Raw genomic sequence first — 17,111 nt, forward strand, 5'->3', positions numbered from 1 at the left:
TATTTATCCTGCGACACCGCTGACGCAAGGTGGCGGTGTGGTTTCCCGACCATAACCGATCAGAACTTTAAAAAGCGTTCCCATCTGATCGGCGTCGATCAACCGTGCCAATGCCTGATCAATTGCAACGGCCTGCTGTTCATCAGCACTGGTTTTCAAAAGCTCGGCACGCTGTTCAATGCCCAGCATTCTAAGGAACGTGCCCTGCGTCAGAACCGCGCCCGTACGTCCACCGGCCTCGTTCATGGCACGCGCAATCGCGGCAAAATCGACATGCGCGGTCAGGTCCGCATCACCCGGATCGCTCAAAACCGGATGATATTCATGCCCCTTCAGGGCCTGCAAGGTATCGCCAAACGCACTGCTTGGATGGCCGTAATCAATGAACAGGGCCGCCCCGTGGGTCTCATTCAAGCGACGCGCAATCTGATCGGCAATGGCAATCGCCGGGGCGCAACTTTCATAGATATCGCCCTTTTTCGCGGTCCCGCGCAGGGTCGCCGGGATCAGTGCATCTGTCACCGGCGTTTCACGCCCGCGCACAAAGCCAAGCTCGCCACTCTTGGCATCCACACCGACAAGACGTTCGGCCCAACCATGATCCCCACGTTCGAACTGACGGATCGGCAATGCGTCAAAAAATTCATTGCCGATCACAATCGCCGGCACATTGGCACGGGTCGGAATGTCGTCAAATGCTTCGTGCCAGGTGGCGGGAATGCCATAGGCCATGATCGCTGTTTGCTGATGGGTACGCAAAACCGGGCTGGTTTCAACAAACCGCACGGTTAGGGAATCGCCAAAGCCCGGCACATTGCGCACAGCGCGCAGCGCATCGGACATCAAGGTGCCACGCCCCGGCCCCAGCTCGACTAGGTCAATTTTGGGTGGGCAACCCATCTGCTGCCAGCTTACCGCTGCCCAAAGTCCGATCAACTCGCCAAACATCTGACTGACTTCGGGGGCGGTAATAAAGTCACCTGCGCGCCCGAACGGGTCCTGTTTGCGGTAATAGCCATATTCCGGATGTGCCAGGGCCTCATTCATGAAATCGGCAATGCTGATCGGCCCGGAAAGGGCGATCCGGCGTTTGATATGATCCAGAAGCGGGGACTGGGTTTCGGGCACTTGGCTCACGCGGCGTCTGCCTGTTTGGGATGCCTACGGGTTTCAATCGGGGCTGATTTCAGCGCATAGACAATGCAGCCAAGACCAAACAGAACCATCGGGATCGACAAAAGCTGCCCCATGGTTGCCCCACCGGCAAGGAAGCCAAGCTGCGCATCGGGCTGGCGGAAGAATTCGACAATGATACGTGAAATGCCATAACCGGCAACAAAGGTGCCGCCCAGAATACCCGGATGGTGACGCACGAACGCCTTGCGCGACAAGACAAACAGCACAACAAACAGGATCAAACCTTCAAGCGCTGCTTCATAAAGCTGGCTGGGATGGCGCGGGTCCGGTCCGCCATGGGGAAACACAATGCCCCAGGCCACATCGGTGGTGCGACCAAACAGCTCGCCATTGATGAAATTGGCAATCCGGCCAAAGAACAAACCGATCGGGGTCGCCACCGCGGCGGCATCCAGCACGGCAAGGATCGAAATCCCGCGTTTGCGTGCAAACAGGATGATCGCCAAAATCACGCCCATAAAGCCGCCATGGAACGCCATGCCGCCCTGCCAGACTTTCAGGATATTGGCCGGGTTTTCGACGTAATAATCCAGATTGTAGAACAGGATATATCCAAGCCGCCCGCCAAGGATCACGCCAAGCGTCGCCCAGAACAGCAAATCATCAACATCGCGTTTGCTCATGATGTTGGGCGTCTTGGTGCAGTAATAAACCACATATTTCCAGCCCAGAAGCAAACCCGCGATATAGGCCAGCGCATACCAGCGAATGGCAATCGGGCCGATGGATATTGCAATCGGGTCTATCGCCGGAAAGGCAAGGCTCAGCATCGGGGAAACTCCGGATCAGAAAGAAGACAGGGTGATATGGTCCCGGTTCAGTTCGCAAAGGAGTGGGGCAGCATCATGGCAACGCACCCCGTCCTTATGTTTTGCGCGCTTAGCGGAACACATCCTCGGTCGCGAGGTAATCCTGGATATAGGTTCGCACCCCTTCTTCAAGGGACGTCATGTCGCGGTCATAACCCGCATTGCGCAGCTTGGCCATGTTGGCCTCGGTGAAATACTGGTACTTGTCGCGGATGGCTTCGGGGGTCGGGACGTAATTGATCACCGGCTCCTTGCCCATGGCGCTGAATACCGCCAATGCCAGATCCTTGAAACTGCGCGCCTTGCCGGTTCCGATATTGAACAGGTCGCTGACCTGCGGATTGTCATAAAGCCACATGATGATATTGACGACATCACCAACCCAGACAAAATCACGCAGCTGTCCGCCATCCTCGTAATCCGGGTGATGGGACTTGAACAATGTCGCGGTTTCACCGGCTGAAAGCTTGTCAAACATCTGCGATACGACCGAACGCATCCCGCCCTTGTGATATTCGTTCGGGCCATAGACGTTAAAGAATTTAAGCCCGGCCCACTGTTTGGGACGGAAACCGTTCTGATCAAGAATGCGACGGAAACGACGGTCCGTTGCATGTTTGGACCAGCCATAGGCATTAAGCGGCGCCAGCTTGGCAAGGTCACCCTCGTCAAAGCTGTCGTCAAAGCCCTGCTTGCCATCACCATAAGTCGCCGCCGAGGACGCATAGATCAGGCGGGCCGAATGGCGCGAACACCATTCCCAAAGCCAGGTGGTCAGTTTCAGGTTGTTGTTCAGGATCTTGTCGGCATCGGTTTCCGTGGTCGCGGAAATCGCGCCCATATGGAAAATCGTATCGACATCCCCGGAATGCTTTTCAAGAAATGCCGGAAGATCGTCGGGATGCACAATGTCGCGCAGGTTACGCTTGGCGATGTTTTTCCATTTGATGCCATCGCGCAGGCGATCAACAACAACAATGTCGGTTTCACCACGTTCTTCAAGCGCTGCGACAATATTGGAACCGATAAACCCGGCACCACCGGTAACGATAAGCATTACATTCTCCTGACGGGCCAAACCCGTTGATCAAATTTTCTGGTCACTTTATAGGACCACCCCTGATCTGGAGCAAGAAAAGCCATCAAAATCACGATATCGTCACGCCAGCGTCGCCATATTGACCCGCCCGCGATGATCAGCTTGCCCAATGGCAACGAACACCCATATTATGCCCAACACTTTGATCCAGAAGACGGAGACCATAAAAATGCAGATCAACAACCGCATTCTCGACGACATCACCCGTGTAACCAATTCTGCACTGGGCACCATGACCGGCGTCAAAGGCGAAGTTGATGCCCTTGTCCGTCAGCAATTTGAAAAAATCCTGATGGGCATGGATATGGTCACCCGCGAGGAATTTGACGTGGTTCATGATGTCGCGATCAAGGCTGCCGAGCGCATCGATGCACTCGAAGCCCGCATTGCCGACCTTGAAAAGCGCCTTGAAACCGCCGAAGCCCCGGCCAAACCGGCGGCCAAGCGTGCTGCATCCAAACCGGCTGCAAAAAAAGACGACTGACGTCTGTTTAATCCCCACATAAAGGGGAACAGACCGTCTTGTCAGGATCGCGGAAAGGTCGATCACAGCCGGCAAAACGGATCGGGGGTGACCCCACTTCCAAAATTCATTGCAGTCCTGCGTTGCGGGACGGTTGAAAGACGGCGGGCACCGGCATATAGTGCGCGCCCTTTCGCACATGCTTAAACAGGCTGGGTATATATGAACGACCAACTCGACGATATTGGCGATCTCGGCGACGAAAATCCGTTGCTACTGGTCGAAGATATCGCCCGTACAAACCAATGGCATCTGGAACGACGCAGCTCTGACGAGGTGGTGGTCGAGATCCCGGCACATTGGTGCACCTATCTGGTCTATTTCACCTGGCGCGATGATGCCGAAGCCCTGCATATCGCTTGCTGCTTTGATCTGTTTGTCCCCGAACCCTTGCGTCCGCGCATGTATGAGCTGGTGACAAAATGCAATGAACAGCTCTGGATCGGGCATTTCGGATTGTGGCTCGAAGAAAACATGCCGCTGTTCCGTCACACCCTGTTGTTTGGTGGTGACGTTCCGCCGATGGTCGAACAGTTCGAAGAACTGATTGATATCGCGATTTCCGAATGCGAACGCTTCTTCCCGGCCTTCAACTTTGTTCTCGGTCAGGGCAAATCACCCGACGAAGCATTGACCCATGCCATGCTTGAACCGGCAGGTCAGGCATAGGAACCGGATTCCGACAGATCATCTGACAAAAACACACAGGATGGCACGATTGCCGTCCTGTTTGCGTTTCGGGCAGTTTTTTTTCGCTTTGTCGTCGTAAACGGCAAAACAAAACATTTCCCCCAAACCGGGACCGCAAAAAGCCCGGTGCAAAACATTATCTGGCAAACCACCCCGGTCATAGCCAAAGCATCCGGGGGAACCATCCCGCTTCTTTTTCAATGCCATCGGCACGGAACCTCTTGCCCTTCAGGGTGACTTGACCCACCTTGAGAAGATCGCTACGGCATTGCATCAAGACTGTTGAAAACATCATGATCAACAGAACCCGATGGATAAAGCGGAGCAGATTTTATGAATACGCGTCTTTTGCTGGTCGGCTGTGGCAAGATGGGCAGTGCCATGCTCGAAGGTTGGCTGGCCCAAGGTCTCAAGGCTGATAATGTCTATATCGTTGAACAGGCCGAAGCCGCCGAAAAGCTTGAAACAAGCTATGGCATTCACGGCGTCACCGATGTTGCCGATGTTCCGCAGGACTTTATCCCGCAGGTCGTTTTGTTCGCGGTCAAGCCCCAGGTCCTGCCCGATGTGATCGACGCTTACAAACCGCTTGCCCGTGCCGAAACCGTCTTCCTGTCGGTTGCCGCTGGCAAGACCATCGAATTTTTCGCAAGCCACCTTGGCGAACTGGCCCGCATCGTGCGCGCCATGCCCAATACCCCGGCGGCTGTTTCACGCGGCATGACCGTGATGTGCCCGACCGAAAATGTCAGCATCGCCCAGCGTGATATGTGCGAAACCCTGCTGGCCACCGTCGGTCTGGTTTCCTGGGTCGAAGATGAAAGCCTGATGGATGCGGTTACCGCCCTTTCGGGCAGTGGTCCGGCCTATATCTTCCATCTGGTCGAAGCCATGGCACAGGCGGGCGAAACAGCGGGCCTTCCGGCAGATCAGGCCATGCTGCTGGCACGTCAGACCGTGGTGGGTGCGGGCTTCCTGCTGGATGCCAGCGAAGAAACCGCCGCAACCCTGCGTCAGAACGTTACAAGCCCCGGCGGCACCACTGCCGCTGCCCTTGATGTTCTGATGGATCAGAAATCAGGTCTTCCCGAATTGATGACCCGCGCGATCGAGGCAGCCCGCAAACGTTCCGTTGAACTTGCAGGCTGATCAAGGTCTGTAACCATCCCAACACCCTGATGTGATCGGAGACTGTTATGCCCGCCAAAAAGGATATCCCAAATATCCTGATCAACGCCGCCCTCAAACTGGCTGCCGAGAAAAGCTGGCATGACGTCTCCATGATCGATATCGCACAGACGGCGGGCGTAACCCTTGCCGACTGTCACGAACATTGCACCGGCAAGGGCGATCTTCTGCGGCGCTTCATCCATCAGATTGATCAGGAAGTCCTGGCCGATCTTGATGATGCCGATTTCAACGAACCCGGTCATGACCGCCTGATGGCCGTCATCATGGCGCGGTTTGATGCCCTTGCCGATTATCGCCCGGCCTTGCAATCGATCATTGCCGCCCGCGGTGATCTTGGCCCATCTGATTCGCTGCGCGCCATCAAAACCCATTTCGGATCGATGCGCTGGATGCTCGAAGCAGCCGGTTTTAAAACCTCGGGCCTGCACGGCTCCTTGCGGGTTGTCGGCCTGACAGCCATTTATGCCAGGACTTTTCAGCAATGGCTTGGGGATGACAGCACCGACTTCTCCCCGACCATGGCCTATCTGGATCGGGAATTGTCCAAGGCAGCCGGCTATGACCGAAAGGTTGAAAAGGGTCTGGGCAAGGCCTTCAAGCTGTGCGGAAAAATTTCGGAAAAACGCCGCCGATTCTCGGCAAAGGCATCCGAAAACAGTGCGAACACAGAACCAGCCGACATCCGTCAATAAGCACCGATAAAACCCGCCGGATGCCTAACCATCTGATCTGACAGACGAAATCAGACAACCCAACCCAAGGGAATATCACGACACAAAACATTAACCTTAAAGTTATTGTGCAGCGCAAAATAACCCTTGACGCGATCCAGTCATTCCGGCATATTGCAGTTGAATTTGTGCGGCGCACAATAGCGCCTCATTCCACACCTGTTGCAAATGTTGATGGAGTGCAAAACCATGACCGCCGCAAAAAAGGCAACCAACCCGTTCTTTGACCTCGACTTCACCAAATACACTGCGGATTTCAAAATTCCGGGCGTAGACGTGAACGAAATGATGGCTTTCCAGCGTAAAAACGTGGAAGCCCTCACCAAAGCCAACAAGGTAGCCTTCGACGGTTTCCAGGCTGTCGCTCAGCGTCAGAGCGAAATCTTCAAAACGCTGCTGGATAAAGTTCAGACCCAGGGCAAAGATTTCGCTGCTACTACCGCTGACGATCCGATGGCAACGGCTGCCAAGCAGACCGAAGCCGCGAAAGCTGCATACGAAGAAGCACTTTCGACCGCCAAGGAACTGTCTGGTCTGGTAACCAAGTCTCAGGAAGAAGCTCTTTCTCTTCTTCAGGCTCGCTTTACCGAATCCCTTGATGAATTCAAGGCAGCGATCGAAAAGGCCGCTGCTGCGAAGTAACAGCTTTTCGCTGATAACTTCCCGTAATCTACTTGATGGCAGGGCCTTATGGTCCTGCCATTTTCTTTGCCCGCGTCACGGCATTTTGCCCAAACTCCGAATTTACCCTCATCACCACGCTTTGGACTTATCAGGCCGATTTCTGATCAGTAAGCTGTCTCCATAACAAGGAGACCCTTACCCAATGAGCGAAATCAGTTTTGATGACTTTCTCAAAGTCGATATCCGTGTGGGCACCGTCATCGACGCCCAGGAATTCCCCGAAGCCCGCCGCCCAGCCCTTAAGCTGTGGGTGGATTTCGGTCCGGAAATTGGCACCCGGAAAACATCTGCCCAGATCACCAAATATTATACCCCGGAAAAACTGATCGGCCGCCAGGTTGCCGGTGTGATCAATTTCCCGAAAAAGCAGGTCGGCCCCTTCATGTCCGAATTCCTGTGCCTTGGCTTCCCGGATGGCGAAGACGACAAGGGCATCGTTCTGATCCGCCCTGATCACGATATCCCCAATGGCGGTCGCCTGTTCTGATCTTCTGATCCCGGACAAAAACGAGAAGGACAGGCACCAAAGATGCCTGTCCCCGCTCGTGCCGCGCCATCCTTAATGGACTAGCGCGCCAAAACCACCGATGCTTCGCGTGTTTGTCCAATGGCAAGTGCCATTTCTTCTGAAACTTTCTGCATGCCCGAAAGCAAGTCCTGGGATGCCGCAATCGATGTCTCGATCCCCTGCATCTCGCTGGTGATCTGACCGGTAATTTCACCCTGCTTGTCAACCGCAAGCGATACAACAGCAACCCGTTCAAGCATCGCCTTCATATCCAGCCGAAGAGCCGTCAGGATACGGACATTTTCGCTGATACAATCATCCACATTGTCAATCAGACGGCCAAGTGCCGGTGTATTTGCGGCCTGGTCACGCAACGCATCAATCGCATTTTCAAGTGCCACCGCCGCGACATCACCTTCAATAACCAAATCAAACACGTTATCTGCAACAGACCGCAGCTCGGTCATGCGTTGCGCACTTTCGCCGACACTCGCAACCATTCTTCCGGCAACCATCCCGCTTGCCTCAAGATGCCCTTTTGCCTGATGGCATACTTTGGCGACGTTTTCGTAATTCTGGTCAAACTTGCACAGGCTGCGATCAACATCGACAAAGCTGGTATCAAGAGTGGTTTTCAAATCCGTCAGCGAAGCAACTTCGCCGGTGATATCGACGGCAAACTTGACGATTTTTTTAACCGAACCATCGGGATTAAATACCGGGTTATAGGTTGCCTCGAACCAGACTTCCTCGCCGTCTTTGCCGATGCGCTTAAACTGCCTTGCGCTGTATTTCCCCTTGGCCAAAGATCGCCAAAACGCTCGATAATCGGCACTTTGCGCATAGTCGGGATCAACCAGCATACTGTGATGCTGACCCGCAATTTCCGATAAATCATATCCCATAACCGAAAGAAAATGGTGATTGGCGGTCAGGATGTTGCCCTTCACATCAAACTCGACCACGGCGTGACTATGCTCGATTGCGTCAACCTTGCCCTGTAAATCGGAAAGCTTGTCGTGCCGTTCGGTAACGTCAACACCAAGCCGCACAATACCGGTCACATCCCCGCGACAATCGCGTATCGGGCTATAGGTCTCTTCAACCCAGATCCTCTCACCCTGCTTTGTTACACAGGGCAGGACAACACGCTTACCTTTTCCTGCGCGCAAATCAGCCCAGCACAAATCATAATCCGGGCCATTCACCAGCTCCTCTGGCAGAAACATTGAATGATGGTTACCGATAACTTCGTCTTCATCATATCCCGTCATCGACAGAAACCTGTCATTCACCCGCACCACCGCGCCCGTCAAATCAAATTCGGCAGCGGCAAATGACGCATTTACCGCATCCAGCATGATCGATGACAGATCATGGTCTTCGTGTCTGATAGACGCGCTAAGGGAATTCATGACGGCTCTCCCGGATTGTTTTCTGGCTTTGATACAGCCCACATTCATTCTCACGAATATAGAACCCGGCCTGTCCGGTCAGATATCCTCATATGGGGAGATATATATACACGCGCATAGATAATTTCCCGACGGGGCGACCAACAAAAAAGGCACGGCGATTGCGCGCCATGCCTTTTTAAATAGAAGATCGGGAAGTCGACTTTACTTCTCGACGAAGGCCTTTTCGATCACGAAGTGACCCGGCTCGTTCATGTTGCCTTCCTTGCCGCCCCACTCAACCAGCATCTGGCGGGTATCAGCAATCATTTCCGGATTGCCGCACAGCATGAAGCGATCGTTTTCAAGGCTCGGCTTGGGCACGCCAAGATCATCATAAAGCTTGCCCGACTTCATCAGCTCGGTGATGCGGCCCTGGTTCTTGAACTCTTCACGGGTCACGGTCGGATAATACAGAAGCTTGTTCTGAACATCTTCGCCAAAGAACTCGTTGTTCGGTAGTTCGCTGTGAATGAATTCCTGATAGGCTAGTTCACGGACTTCACGGCAACCATGTACGAGAATGACCTTCTCGTAACGTTCATAGGTTTCGTAATCGCGGATCACGCTCATGAACGGTGCCAGACCGGTTCCGGTCGACAGCAGCCACAGATTTTTGCCCGGCAACAGGTTGTCATGGATCAGGGTGCCGGTCGGCTTGCGCCCGACCAGAATCTTGTCGCCGACTTTGACATGCTGCAAACGCGAGGTCAGCGGACCGTTCGGGACCTTGATCGAGAAGAACTCAAGTTCTTCATCGTAATTCGCACTGACCATCGAATAGGCGCGCAAAAGCGGCTTGCCCTCGACTTCGAGTCCGATCATTGCGAACTGACCATTGATGAATCGGAAGCCCGGATCACGGGTGGTTTTGAACGTGAAGAGTGTGTCAGTCCAGTGATGGACATAAGTGACTGTTTCTTCGTTTAAATTGCTGGCCATAACGCTACATCAATCCGTTTCGTCTGTCTGTGTGTGGAACCGTGGCGGGAAACACGGAGTTTTATCCCGGCACGCATTCCATGCCAAGTTGGCGCGATTTAACATCAATCAAACGTATATCGCAAGTGAACAATCCATATTTCTTGTCATTTTGTGTAAATCACATAAAACAATACAAAATAAGTGTAGAATATTGTCTGACAATCATGCAGACTAGGCAGATCACAACTGCTTGGCAAGTTATTCTGTCGGCTTGATATACCCTGTCTTGCCGCGACACAATGACACATCTCAATACGGTGATATATGACGCAAGCTTCGGCCGAAACTTCGGATGCCCTGACCGTTCAGCATGTCGCAGATGCCATCACCAATGCCATCCGCGAAGGTCGTCTTGCCCCCGGACAGCGACTGACTGAAATCGATTTCGCCAAGAAGCTGAATGTCAGCCGCCCGTCTGTTCGCGAAGCCTTTCGCCAACTCAGTTCGGACGGATTGCTGCATTCCCAACCCTATCGCGGGGTCAGTGTCCGCCACATGTCCCGGCGTGAAGTCGACGATCTGTTTACGGTGCGTGGCGCCCTCGAAGGATTGGCCGTGCGATTGGCAACGCCGATCCTGACAAATGCCATCACCCCGCTCGAAGACATCCAAACCGCCCTTGATACCGCCGAGGCCGCCCGCGACCTCAATGCGATGTCCCGGCACAATCTAGCCTTCCACATGCTGTTTGCCGATGTCAGCAGGAACGAACTTCTGCGCGAACAGTTGCGCCGGATTTCCAACAATGTCTATTGGCTGCAATTCCGCGTTCTGGTCGCCGATGAAAAGGTACTGGCCACCAATGCAGCCCACCGTGACCTGCTTGAAGCTGTGCGCGCCAATGATCCCAAACGCGCCGAGGCCATCATGATCGACCATATTGATCAGTCCCGGCAACTGGTACAGGCCCTGTCAGACGACCATTTTGCCGAACCCGTTTTGGACTGATCCCCCTTCCGACATACAAAGTCATACTTTGCCCCCTCGCCCATACCTGCACTTTCAAGATGCCCTAACACAAGACAAGGCGCCCTGAACTGGACGGAACGACGGGACGGAGCAGGACAGGACGGAGCAGAACGGGACCACGGCACGGCACGGCACGGCACATTTTATAGCTTGCTGCTTCAGATGTTCACATCTAGGATTGTCTGACAATTTAACATAACAACATTTCAGGAAGCGCCATGTCCGCCCCAAAGGAACTCACCACCGAATTTCTACCGATCCCGTTGCCCGACTATCAGGAATATGACGTTGCCGAAATGCGCGCCCGCGCCCAGGCGTTTTATGACGAGATCAAAACGCGCCATACCGTGCGCGATTTCTCGGACCGGCCTGTTCCGCGCGACATTATTGAAACCTGCATTCGCGCAGCCGGTACCGCACCAAATGGCGCCAATCATCAACCCTGGCATTTTTCGGTGATTGGCGACCCGGCAATGAAAAAGAAAATCCGCGACGCCGCCGAGGAAGAAGAACGTGCCTTCTATGAAGGCCGCGCGGGCGAGGAATGGCTCGAAGCACTTAAACCGCTGGGCACCGATGACAGCAAACCGTTCCTTGAAACCGCCCCTTGGCTGATTTGCATCTTTGGCGAACGTAAAAGTGCCTCTGCCGACGGTAAGCTGCGCAAGAACTATTACGTCCCGGAATCGGTCTCGATTGCCACCGGTTTTCTGATTGCCGCCCTGCATCGGGCTGGCTTGGCAACCCTGACCCACACGCCAAACCCGATGAGCTTCCTGACCGATATCTGTGGCCGTCCGGATCATAACAAGCCCTATATCCTGCTTGTCACCGGCTACCCGGCCGAAGACGCCACCATCCCGGCCCACGCGACCGAGAAAAAGGACCTCGCGGAAATCGCGACGTTTTTCTAGACCCCTAAATCAGAGTGTTGCGACCAGACATCAATCCGCCTCGTGCCACCCCGCAAACAAAAAGCCCCGCATATTCTGCGGGGCTTTTTGTTATTAACTTTCGGTGCGATCAATGTCCGATCGGCAGAACCAGACGCACCCGCAGGCCTCCGCCCGGCGCATCTTCAAGAATGACATCGCCACCATGACCGCGCGCAGAATCGCGCGCGATGGTCATGCCAAGGCCAACGCCGCCCGTGGCCTGATTGCGCGATTCCTCAAGACGATAAAACGGTTTGAAGACTTCTTCGCGTTTATCGGCCGGAATGCCGGGACCATCATCGTCAAACACGATTTCATAATCATGCCCGCGCCGCCCTGCCCGCACGGACAGATTGTTGGCATAGCGCCCGGCATTGGACATGATGTTGGAAATGCAGCGGCGCAGGGATTGCGGGCGCACATCCATTTCAAGACTGTCTTCGATATGCAGGTCAATCTGCTGACCATCGCGAAGGGCCTCGCCAACCTGATCGGTCAGAAGTTTACCGATCTCGGTTGGTTCGGCTTTTTCACCCTCTTCCCCGCGCGCGAATGCCAGATAGGCATCGACCATGCGCTCCATATCAATCACATCCTGCTTCAATGCATCGACACCGGGCGAAGATTGCTGCATGGCCAGTTCAAGTTTCATGCGGGTCAGTGGTGTGCGCAGATCATGCGACACACCGGCCAACAATGCGGTTCGTTGCGACAGGTGGCGTGCAATACGGTCGCGCATCGACAGGAACGAACTTGCCGCCATGCGAACTTCGGCCGCACCTTCGGGCTTGAAGTCATCAACATTCACACCGCGGCCAAACTGATCGGCGGCCTTTGCCAGGCGGCGGATCGGGCGCACCTGATTGCGCATGAAGATCACCGCAACCCCGTACAGAATCAACGCGGAACCGGCGATCCACATAAAGAAGATATAGGTGGTCGAGCTGTAAAGACGCTTGCGCGGCGCGACGATGGAAATCACCCCTTCCTTGAACTGAACCCGGATTTCAAGGCGGCGGTTATCAAGATCAAGATTGAAATAGAACGGGCGCTGCACCCGTTCGGTCAGGGCGACAAACAATTCCTCGGACACCAGACCAAGCGGCGGCTCGATTGTTTGTTCTTCAAGGATTTCATCGGGCTCGAACGCGATATCAAGCTGCATATGTGCGCGCGCAGAATGCTGCAGGGAACGGTAATGCTCCTCGTCGGGATACTCGCCCAGATAATCGATCACATAGGCGACATCACCGGCAAGACCACGGCTGAGCTGACGGGCGACCGTATCCCAGTGACGTTCGAAAAAGATCAGAACAGTGACGATCTGCAAAAGCAGCATCGGCGTCATCAGAATCAGCAACGACCGCCCCAACAGGCCGGTCGGCATCAATGACTTGATCGGGCTATTCTTTTCACTACCCACAGTGCAGTTCCCTGTTCATTTCGTCTTGGACCAGCCCATCAGCGGCCCGGCCTAATCGGTATAAAGGACATAGCCCCGACCACGTACCGTCTGCAAGTATCTTGGTTGCTTCGGGTCTTCTTCAAATTTACGGCGCAGCCGTGTGACTTGCACATCAATACTGCGCGACGCCGCCGGATCAACGGCATTGCCGCTGATCATTTCGTGCAGCTGTTCACGCGAAGTTGTTTGCCCGCGGCGCTTGATCAGGGCCGAAAGCAATGCCTGTTCGGCCGATGTCAGATAGATATGTTCGCCGTCACATTGCAAATTCATCTTGCCCAGATCAAAGCTGAATCGGCCAAACGTCACCTTGTCACTGGTTGCTGTTTCGACCTTTTCCTCGGTCGTTTCCGGCAGCTCGCCATAACGGCGCAGGATCGCTTCAATGCGCAGGACAAGCTCGCGGGGTTCGAACGGTTTGGCCAGATAATCATCGACCCCGGCCTCAAGCCCGGCAATGCGGTCTTCGGTTTCCGAAAGGGCGGTCAGCAAAAGGATCGGCACCTTTGATCCGGCATCGCGCAGACTGCGCGCCAGATCAACACCCTTTTCACCGGGCATCAGGACATCCAGGACAATCAGATCAAACTGCAATCCGGCAAGGCTTGCACGCGCATGGGCCGCATCGCGCGCAGATGATACAGAAAACCCGTTCTCGCCAAGATAACGGGTCAGCAGATCACGCAGACGATCATCATCATCGACAACCAGAATATGAGGTTGATCCGCACCGGCCATCATATGCCCCCAACGATCGCAATCAATTTGATTAAACGCACAATGATTTAATGCTGAGTAACTTGGCAATAAAGTGTTTCAAAAGCGTAAGGATCGGGGCGTTTAACGCCTCCACCCGAAAGCAATAAAGTGCCCGGCGATCCTATCGCAAGGCACTTCATATAGTGCGGGACACTAGAACCGGAAATTGTGCCGGTCACGACTCACACCACGACTGTCGTTACCGCTGGCGCAGCGGGCCTAACCGGCGCGCTGGCGAAAGCCCGTCGGGCCATCATCACCAAACCGCTGGCGATCTTCCTCGCCCAACATGCCAAGCATGACCTTGCGGAAACCTTCGACCGCTTCGGCACCGGCTTCGCGATAGGCGGCAGCAATCAGGGCACGCTGCTTTTCAGTCAGTTCACGTTCAAGTGCCTCGCCCTTTTCGGTGAGGGTCAAAAGACGCTGGCGGCGATCCTGCAAACCGGTTCTTTGGTCAATGAATCCTTCACGAACCAGCTGGCCCAGAACGCGTGACAGGGATTGTTTGGTGATCTTGAGAATCGACAACAGGTCGCTGACCGTGATGCCGGGATTCCGGCTTACGAAATAAATGACCCGATGGTGGGCCCGCCCGAAATTATATTGCTCAAGCATCTGGTCCGCGACCGCGGTGAAATCGCGATAGGCATAAAACAGCAATTCAATGCCCTGCCTAAGCTCTTCTTCCCGCAAGAAAAGCGGATTGACTTTACGTGTAGAGATATCTGCCATGCTTATCCGTTAAGTCAGTTTTATTGACATAATAATCTATGAATGTTACTTCGACCAGACAAATAAGGACATAAAGTTACGTCCGGGAACGATTTTGAAATGGAATTTGGCAAATGACTGCTCTGACCTTCGACAACCGTGATGGTTTTATCTGGTATAATGGTGAACTTAAACCCTGGCGTGAAAGCACTCTGCACGTGCTGAGCCACGCTGTCCATTATGGTAGTGCGGTTTTTGAAGGTGAACGTTGCTATAACGGCAAGGTTTTCAAACTTGCCGAACATGGCGAACGTCTGATCAAGTCGGGCGAAATCCTGGATATGAAGGTCCCTTATGGCGCCAAGGAACTTGATGACGCGGTCATCGAAACCCTTGCTGCCAACAACATTACCGAGGGCTATGTTCGTCGTATTGCTTGGCGCGGCAGTGAAATGATGGGCGTTTCGGCCCAGACCACGCGCATCAATGTGGCGATTGCCTGCTGGGAATGGCCAAGCTATTTCAAGCCGGAAGAACGCCTGAAAGGCATCCGTCTTGACCTGTCGAAATGGGCACGTCCGGCACCGAATACCGCGCCGACCAACGCCAAGGCAGCCGGTCTTTACATGATCTGCACCCTGTCCAAACACGAGGCAGAGCGCAAGGGTTATGCCGATGCCCTGCTGCTTGATTACCGTGGTCATGTGGCCGAAGCGACCGGTGCGAACATCTTCTTCGTCAAGGATGGCAAAATCCATACCCCGACCCCGGATTGCTTCCTCGATGGCATCACCCGTCGTACCGTAATCGGCCTTGCAAAGGCGCGCGGTTATGAAGTCATCGAACGCACCATTCTGCCCGAAGAAATGGCAGAATTCGAAGAATGCTTCCTGACCGGCACCGCTGCCGAAGTCACCCCGGTTGCCGAAATCGGCCAGTACAAATTTACCCCCGCCACGGTCTGCAAGACCCTGATGGAAGATTACATGGCGCTGGTCCGTGGCGACGAAGCCGCCGTTGCTGCCGAGTAAGTTTATTTTTAATAATCGCACTGATTATTAAATTTTGCCAAATAAAGAGCCCGGTCCACTGGACCGGGTTTTTTATTGCCCCCACCCCGTCGGCATGGCTAAGTCGCCTTCAAGCACTCAGCACCCCAGCCAAGGCCGAAATCAATGCCCCAAAAGTCTGATAATTTAAAACCCGACCACCAGCTTCTGTATCAGACCCACTCGCCCTTTGCCCGCAAGGTGCTGGTCTTTGCCATCGAGGCAGGCCTGCAAAACCGGCTTGAAGTCATCCATCACGAAACCAGCCCGACCAATCGCAATGACGCGATCTTTGCTGCCAATCCGCTGGGCAAGGTGCCGGTTCTCGTTCTGCCCGATGGCATGACACTTTATGATTCACTGGTGATTTGCGACTATCTCGACCGGCTGCAGGGTGGCCGCAAACTGATCCCGCACAAGGCGCCAAAGCGGCTGCATGCCTTGCGTTTACATGCCCTGGCCCAAGGCATGTGCGATGCCGGGGTGCTGTATCGCTGGGAAACCGCGCGCCGCCCGCAACCTTTGCGCTATCCCCCATTGGCCGAGGGACAAAAGGCCAAACTGATCGAAACATTCGATTACCTTGAAACCAGCCTTGATCCCGAACACCCGGTCACAATCGGCCATATCGCACTGGCCACCGGACTGGAATGGATCGCATTTCGCGAACTGGCCGATTTCAAAACCGGCCGTCCGATCCTTTCGCAATGGTATGAGGAATTTGGCGCCCGTCCGTCAATGACCCAAACCCGTTATAGCGGCCAAACCCACGATTAGGGGTAAGCACCTATAATCACTTGGGAAATACAAACTTCAATTCCTCATACAATACAAATTCTCAAGGAAAGGCCTCCACAAGGCACGCACGATCCAAGCGATGCACCCAAACCAACATCTTGCAGCAGGCATCAGAAAAAAGGGGCTGACGATATCTGGCGTTTGCGCGCTGCGTGCTGAAACGTGGTGCTCGACCCGTGCTGTTCGGTCTTTAGTGCTCGGCTCTTGATGTTTGGCTCGTGGTGCTGGGCTCATGATGCTGGGCTCATGATGCTGGGTTCGTGGTGCTGGGTTCGTGGTGTTCGGTCCGTGATGCTCAGCTCGCGCAGTCGGATCCGCGGGATTGCTGAGTTGGAAGGTTGGTGAGGTGGCGGGTTGACTGACATTTGACGCCATCCATTGCCGGGGTGGCGCGTTGGTGTACGTGTGACGCCACGGGTCTGTGAGATTGCAGGTATCGAGCGTGGGAATCTTTGGCCAGTCTGAATGGGAGCTGATGGTTCAGGCCAGCGCATAGCAGACAAGCGCGCGAGCCTCTTGTGTGGCATTCATCTTTAAATTGATGTAATAGCC

18 protein-coding genes are annotated in these 17,111 nt (G+C 54.3%); 10 read left to right on the plus strand and 8 right to left on the minus strand.

Annotation, left to right across the window (positions count from 1 at the left end):
• Positions 1–3 precede the first annotated feature (3 nt).
• From TH19_RS02900 to rfaD, 3 genes are all read right to left on the minus strand, one after another.
• Positions 4–1,137, minus strand: a complete 1,134-nt coding sequence (locus tag TH19_RS02900) for a class I SAM-dependent methyltransferase (RefSeq protein ID WP_258547801.1) — start codon at positions 1,135–1,137, stop codon at positions 4–6.
• Entirely contained in the window at positions 1,134–1,967 is an 834-nt protein-coding gene (gene lgt, locus TH19_RS02905; protein WP_181846285.1) for a prolipoprotein diacylglyceryl transferase, read from the minus strand. The genes TH19_RS02900 and lgt overlap by 4 nt, the downstream gene beginning before the upstream one ends.
• A gap of 109 nt (positions 1,968–2,076) precedes the next feature.
• Complete coding sequence (gene rfaD, locus TH19_RS02910) at positions 2,077–3,063, minus strand: ADP-glyceromanno-heptose 6-epimerase (RefSeq protein ID WP_114100847.1); 987 nt, start codon at positions 3,061–3,063, stop codon at positions 2,077–2,079.
• A 211-nt stretch (positions 3,064–3,274) separates the two neighbouring features.
• On the opposite strand from rfaD, the gene TH19_RS02915 reads away from it, so the two are divergent.
• The 6 genes from TH19_RS02915 to TH19_RS02940 all read left to right on the plus strand — a co-directional run bounded on the left by TH19_RS02915 (position 3,275) and on the right by TH19_RS02940 (position 7,411).
• Positions 3,275–3,589, plus strand: coding sequence for an accessory factor UbiK family protein (locus tag TH19_RS02915; protein ID WP_114100848.1), 315 nt, complete (start codon positions 3,275–3,277; stop codon positions 3,587–3,589).
• 201 nt (positions 3,590–3,790) lie between these two features.
• Positions 3,791–4,297: a type III secretion system chaperone family protein gene (locus TH19_RS02920; protein WP_114100849.1), complete on the plus strand. Its 507-nt coding sequence runs from the start codon at positions 3,791–3,793 to the stop codon at positions 4,295–4,297.
• Positions 4,298–4,651: 354 nt separating this feature from the next.
• Positions 4,652–5,467, plus strand: a complete 816-nt coding sequence (gene proC, locus TH19_RS02925; protein ID WP_114100850.1) for a pyrroline-5-carboxylate reductase — start codon at positions 4,652–4,654, stop codon at positions 5,465–5,467.
• Positions 5,468–5,514: 47 nt separating this feature from the next.
• Entirely contained in the window at positions 5,515–6,201 is a 687-nt protein-coding gene (locus tag TH19_RS02930; protein WP_114100851.1) for a TetR family transcriptional regulator, read from the plus strand.
• A 228-nt stretch (positions 6,202–6,429) separates the two neighbouring features.
• Complete coding sequence (locus TH19_RS02935; RefSeq protein WP_114101207.1) at positions 6,430–6,882, plus strand: phasin family protein; 453 nt, start codon at positions 6,430–6,432, stop codon at positions 6,880–6,882.
• Between the two features lie 184 nt (positions 6,883–7,066).
• Positions 7,067–7,411 (plus strand): tRNA-binding protein, encoded by a 345-nt coding sequence (locus tag TH19_RS02940; RefSeq protein WP_114100852.1) that lies wholly within the window; start codon positions 7,067–7,069, stop codon positions 7,409–7,411.
• An 80-nt stretch (positions 7,412–7,491) separates the two neighbouring features.
• Here the strand turns inward: TH19_RS02940 and TH19_RS02945 are convergent, their stop codons facing one another.
• Together TH19_RS02945 and TH19_RS02950 are read right to left on the minus strand one after the other, a co-directional pair.
• On the minus strand, positions 7,492–8,847 hold the full coding sequence (locus TH19_RS02945) for a PAS domain-containing protein (RefSeq protein ID WP_181846286.1): 1,356 nt from the start codon (positions 8,845–8,847) through the stop codon (positions 7,492–7,494).
• A 204-nt stretch (positions 8,848–9,051) separates the two neighbouring features.
• A complete protein-coding gene (locus tag TH19_RS02950) occupies positions 9,052–9,828 on the minus strand; it encodes a ferredoxin--NADP reductase (RefSeq protein WP_114100854.1) in 777 nt (258 codons plus the stop codon).
• Between the two features lie 306 nt (positions 9,829–10,134).
• Here TH19_RS02950 and TH19_RS02955 point away from each other — a divergent pair, with 306 nt between their 5' ends.
• A complete protein-coding gene (locus TH19_RS02955; RefSeq protein WP_114100855.1) occupies positions 10,135–10,818 on the plus strand; it encodes a GntR family transcriptional regulator in 684 nt (227 codons plus the stop codon).
• Positions 10,819–11,057: 239 nt separating this feature from the next.
• Positions 11,058–11,753: a nitroreductase family protein gene (locus TH19_RS02960; RefSeq protein WP_114100856.1), complete on the plus strand. Its 696-nt coding sequence runs from the start codon at positions 11,058–11,060 to the stop codon at positions 11,751–11,753.
• A 109-nt stretch (positions 11,754–11,862) separates the two neighbouring features.
• Here the strand turns inward: TH19_RS02960 and TH19_RS02965 are convergent, their stop codons facing one another.
• The 3 genes from TH19_RS02965 to TH19_RS02975 form a co-directional block, all read right to left on the minus strand.
• Positions 11,863–13,197 carry an ATP-binding protein gene (locus tag TH19_RS02965; RefSeq protein WP_258547802.1) on the minus strand — a complete coding sequence of 445 codons (1,335 nt, stop codon included), beginning with the start codon at positions 13,195–13,197 and terminating at the stop codon, positions 11,863–11,865.
• 51 nt (positions 13,198–13,248) lie between these two features.
• On the minus strand, positions 13,249–13,977 hold the full coding sequence (locus TH19_RS02970) for a response regulator (RefSeq protein WP_114101208.1): 729 nt from the start codon (positions 13,975–13,977) through the stop codon (positions 13,249–13,251).
• Between the two features lie 240 nt (positions 13,978–14,217).
• Positions 14,218–14,733, minus strand: a complete 516-nt coding sequence (locus tag TH19_RS02975) for a MarR family winged helix-turn-helix transcriptional regulator (protein ID WP_114100858.1) — start codon at positions 14,731–14,733, stop codon at positions 14,218–14,220.
• Between the two features lie 113 nt (positions 14,734–14,846).
• On the opposite strand from TH19_RS02975, the gene TH19_RS02980 reads away from it, so the two are divergent.
• Positions 14,847–15,743 (plus strand): branched-chain amino acid aminotransferase, encoded by an 897-nt coding sequence (locus TH19_RS02980; protein WP_114100859.1) that lies wholly within the window; start codon positions 14,847–14,849, stop codon positions 15,741–15,743.
• A 144-nt stretch (positions 15,744–15,887) separates the two neighbouring features.
• The gene (locus TH19_RS02985; RefSeq protein ID WP_114100860.1) at positions 15,888–16,538 is read left to right on the plus strand and encodes a glutathione S-transferase family protein; all 651 of its coding nucleotides are present in this window, start codon (positions 15,888–15,890) and stop codon (positions 16,536–16,538) included.
• The last annotated feature ends 573 nt before the right edge of the window (positions 16,539–17,111 follow it).

Origin of the sequence: Thalassospira profundimaris, from assembly GCF_003326675.1 — a bacterium.
GTDB classification, from domain to species: domain Bacteria; phylum Pseudomonadota; class Alphaproteobacteria; order Rhodospirillales; family Thalassospiraceae; genus Thalassospira; species Thalassospira aquimaris.

What these genes read in the sequence shown, in the direction of transcription:
- TH19_RS02960 (WP_114100856.1), top strand. Translation starts at nt 11,058, where the DNA reads ATGTCCGCCCCAAAGGAACTCACCACCGAATTTCTACCGATCCCGTTG.
- TH19_RS02930 (WP_114100851.1), top strand. Translation starts at nt 5,515, where the DNA reads ATGCCCGCCAAAAAGGATATCCCAAATATCCTGATCAACGCCGCCCTC.
- TH19_RS02935 (WP_114101207.1), top strand. Translation starts at nt 6,430, where the DNA reads ATGACCGCCGCAAAAAAGGCAACCAACCCGTTCTTTGACCTCGACTTC.
- TH19_RS02985 (WP_114100860.1), top strand. Translation starts at nt 15,888, where the DNA reads ATGCCCCAAAAGTCTGATAATTTAAAACCCGACCACCAGCTTCTGTAT.
- TH19_RS02980 (WP_114100859.1), top strand. Translation starts at nt 14,847, where the DNA reads ATGACTGCTCTGACCTTCGACAACCGTGATGGTTTTATCTGGTATAAT.
- TH19_RS02975 (WP_114100858.1), bottom strand. Translation starts at nt 14,733, where the DNA reads ATGGCAGATATCTCTACACGTAAAGTCAATCCGCTTTTCTTGCGGGAA.
- TH19_RS02940 (WP_114100852.1), top strand. Translation starts at nt 7,067, where the DNA reads ATGAGCGAAATCAGTTTTGATGACTTTCTCAAAGTCGATATCCGTGTG.
- TH19_RS02950 (WP_114100854.1), bottom strand. Translation starts at nt 9,828, where the DNA reads ATGGCCAGCAATTTAAACGAAGAAACAGTCACTTATGTCCATCACTGG.
- TH19_RS02970 (WP_114101208.1), bottom strand. Translation starts at nt 13,977, where the DNA reads ATGGCCGGTGCGGATCAACCTCATATTCTGGTTGTCGATGATGATGAT.
- TH19_RS02945 (WP_181846286.1), bottom strand. Translation starts at nt 8,847, where the DNA reads ATGAATTCCCTTAGCGCGTCTATCAGACACGAAGACCATGATCTGTCA.
- rfaD (WP_114100847.1), bottom strand. Translation starts at nt 3,063, where the DNA reads ATGCTTATCGTTACCGGTGGTGCCGGGTTTATCGGTTCCAATATTGTC.
- proC (WP_114100850.1), top strand. Translation starts at nt 4,652, where the DNA reads ATGAATACGCGTCTTTTGCTGGTCGGCTGTGGCAAGATGGGCAGTGCC.
- lgt (WP_181846285.1), bottom strand. Translation starts at nt 1,967, where the DNA reads ATGCTGAGCCTTGCCTTTCCGGCGATAGACCCGATTGCAATATCCATC.
- TH19_RS02920 (WP_114100849.1), top strand. Translation starts at nt 3,791, where the DNA reads ATGAACGACCAACTCGACGATATTGGCGATCTCGGCGACGAAAATCCG.
- TH19_RS02955 (WP_114100855.1), top strand. Translation starts at nt 10,135, where the DNA reads ATGACGCAAGCTTCGGCCGAAACTTCGGATGCCCTGACCGTTCAGCAT.
- TH19_RS02915 (WP_114100848.1), top strand. Translation starts at nt 3,275, where the DNA reads ATGCAGATCAACAACCGCATTCTCGACGACATCACCCGTGTAACCAAT.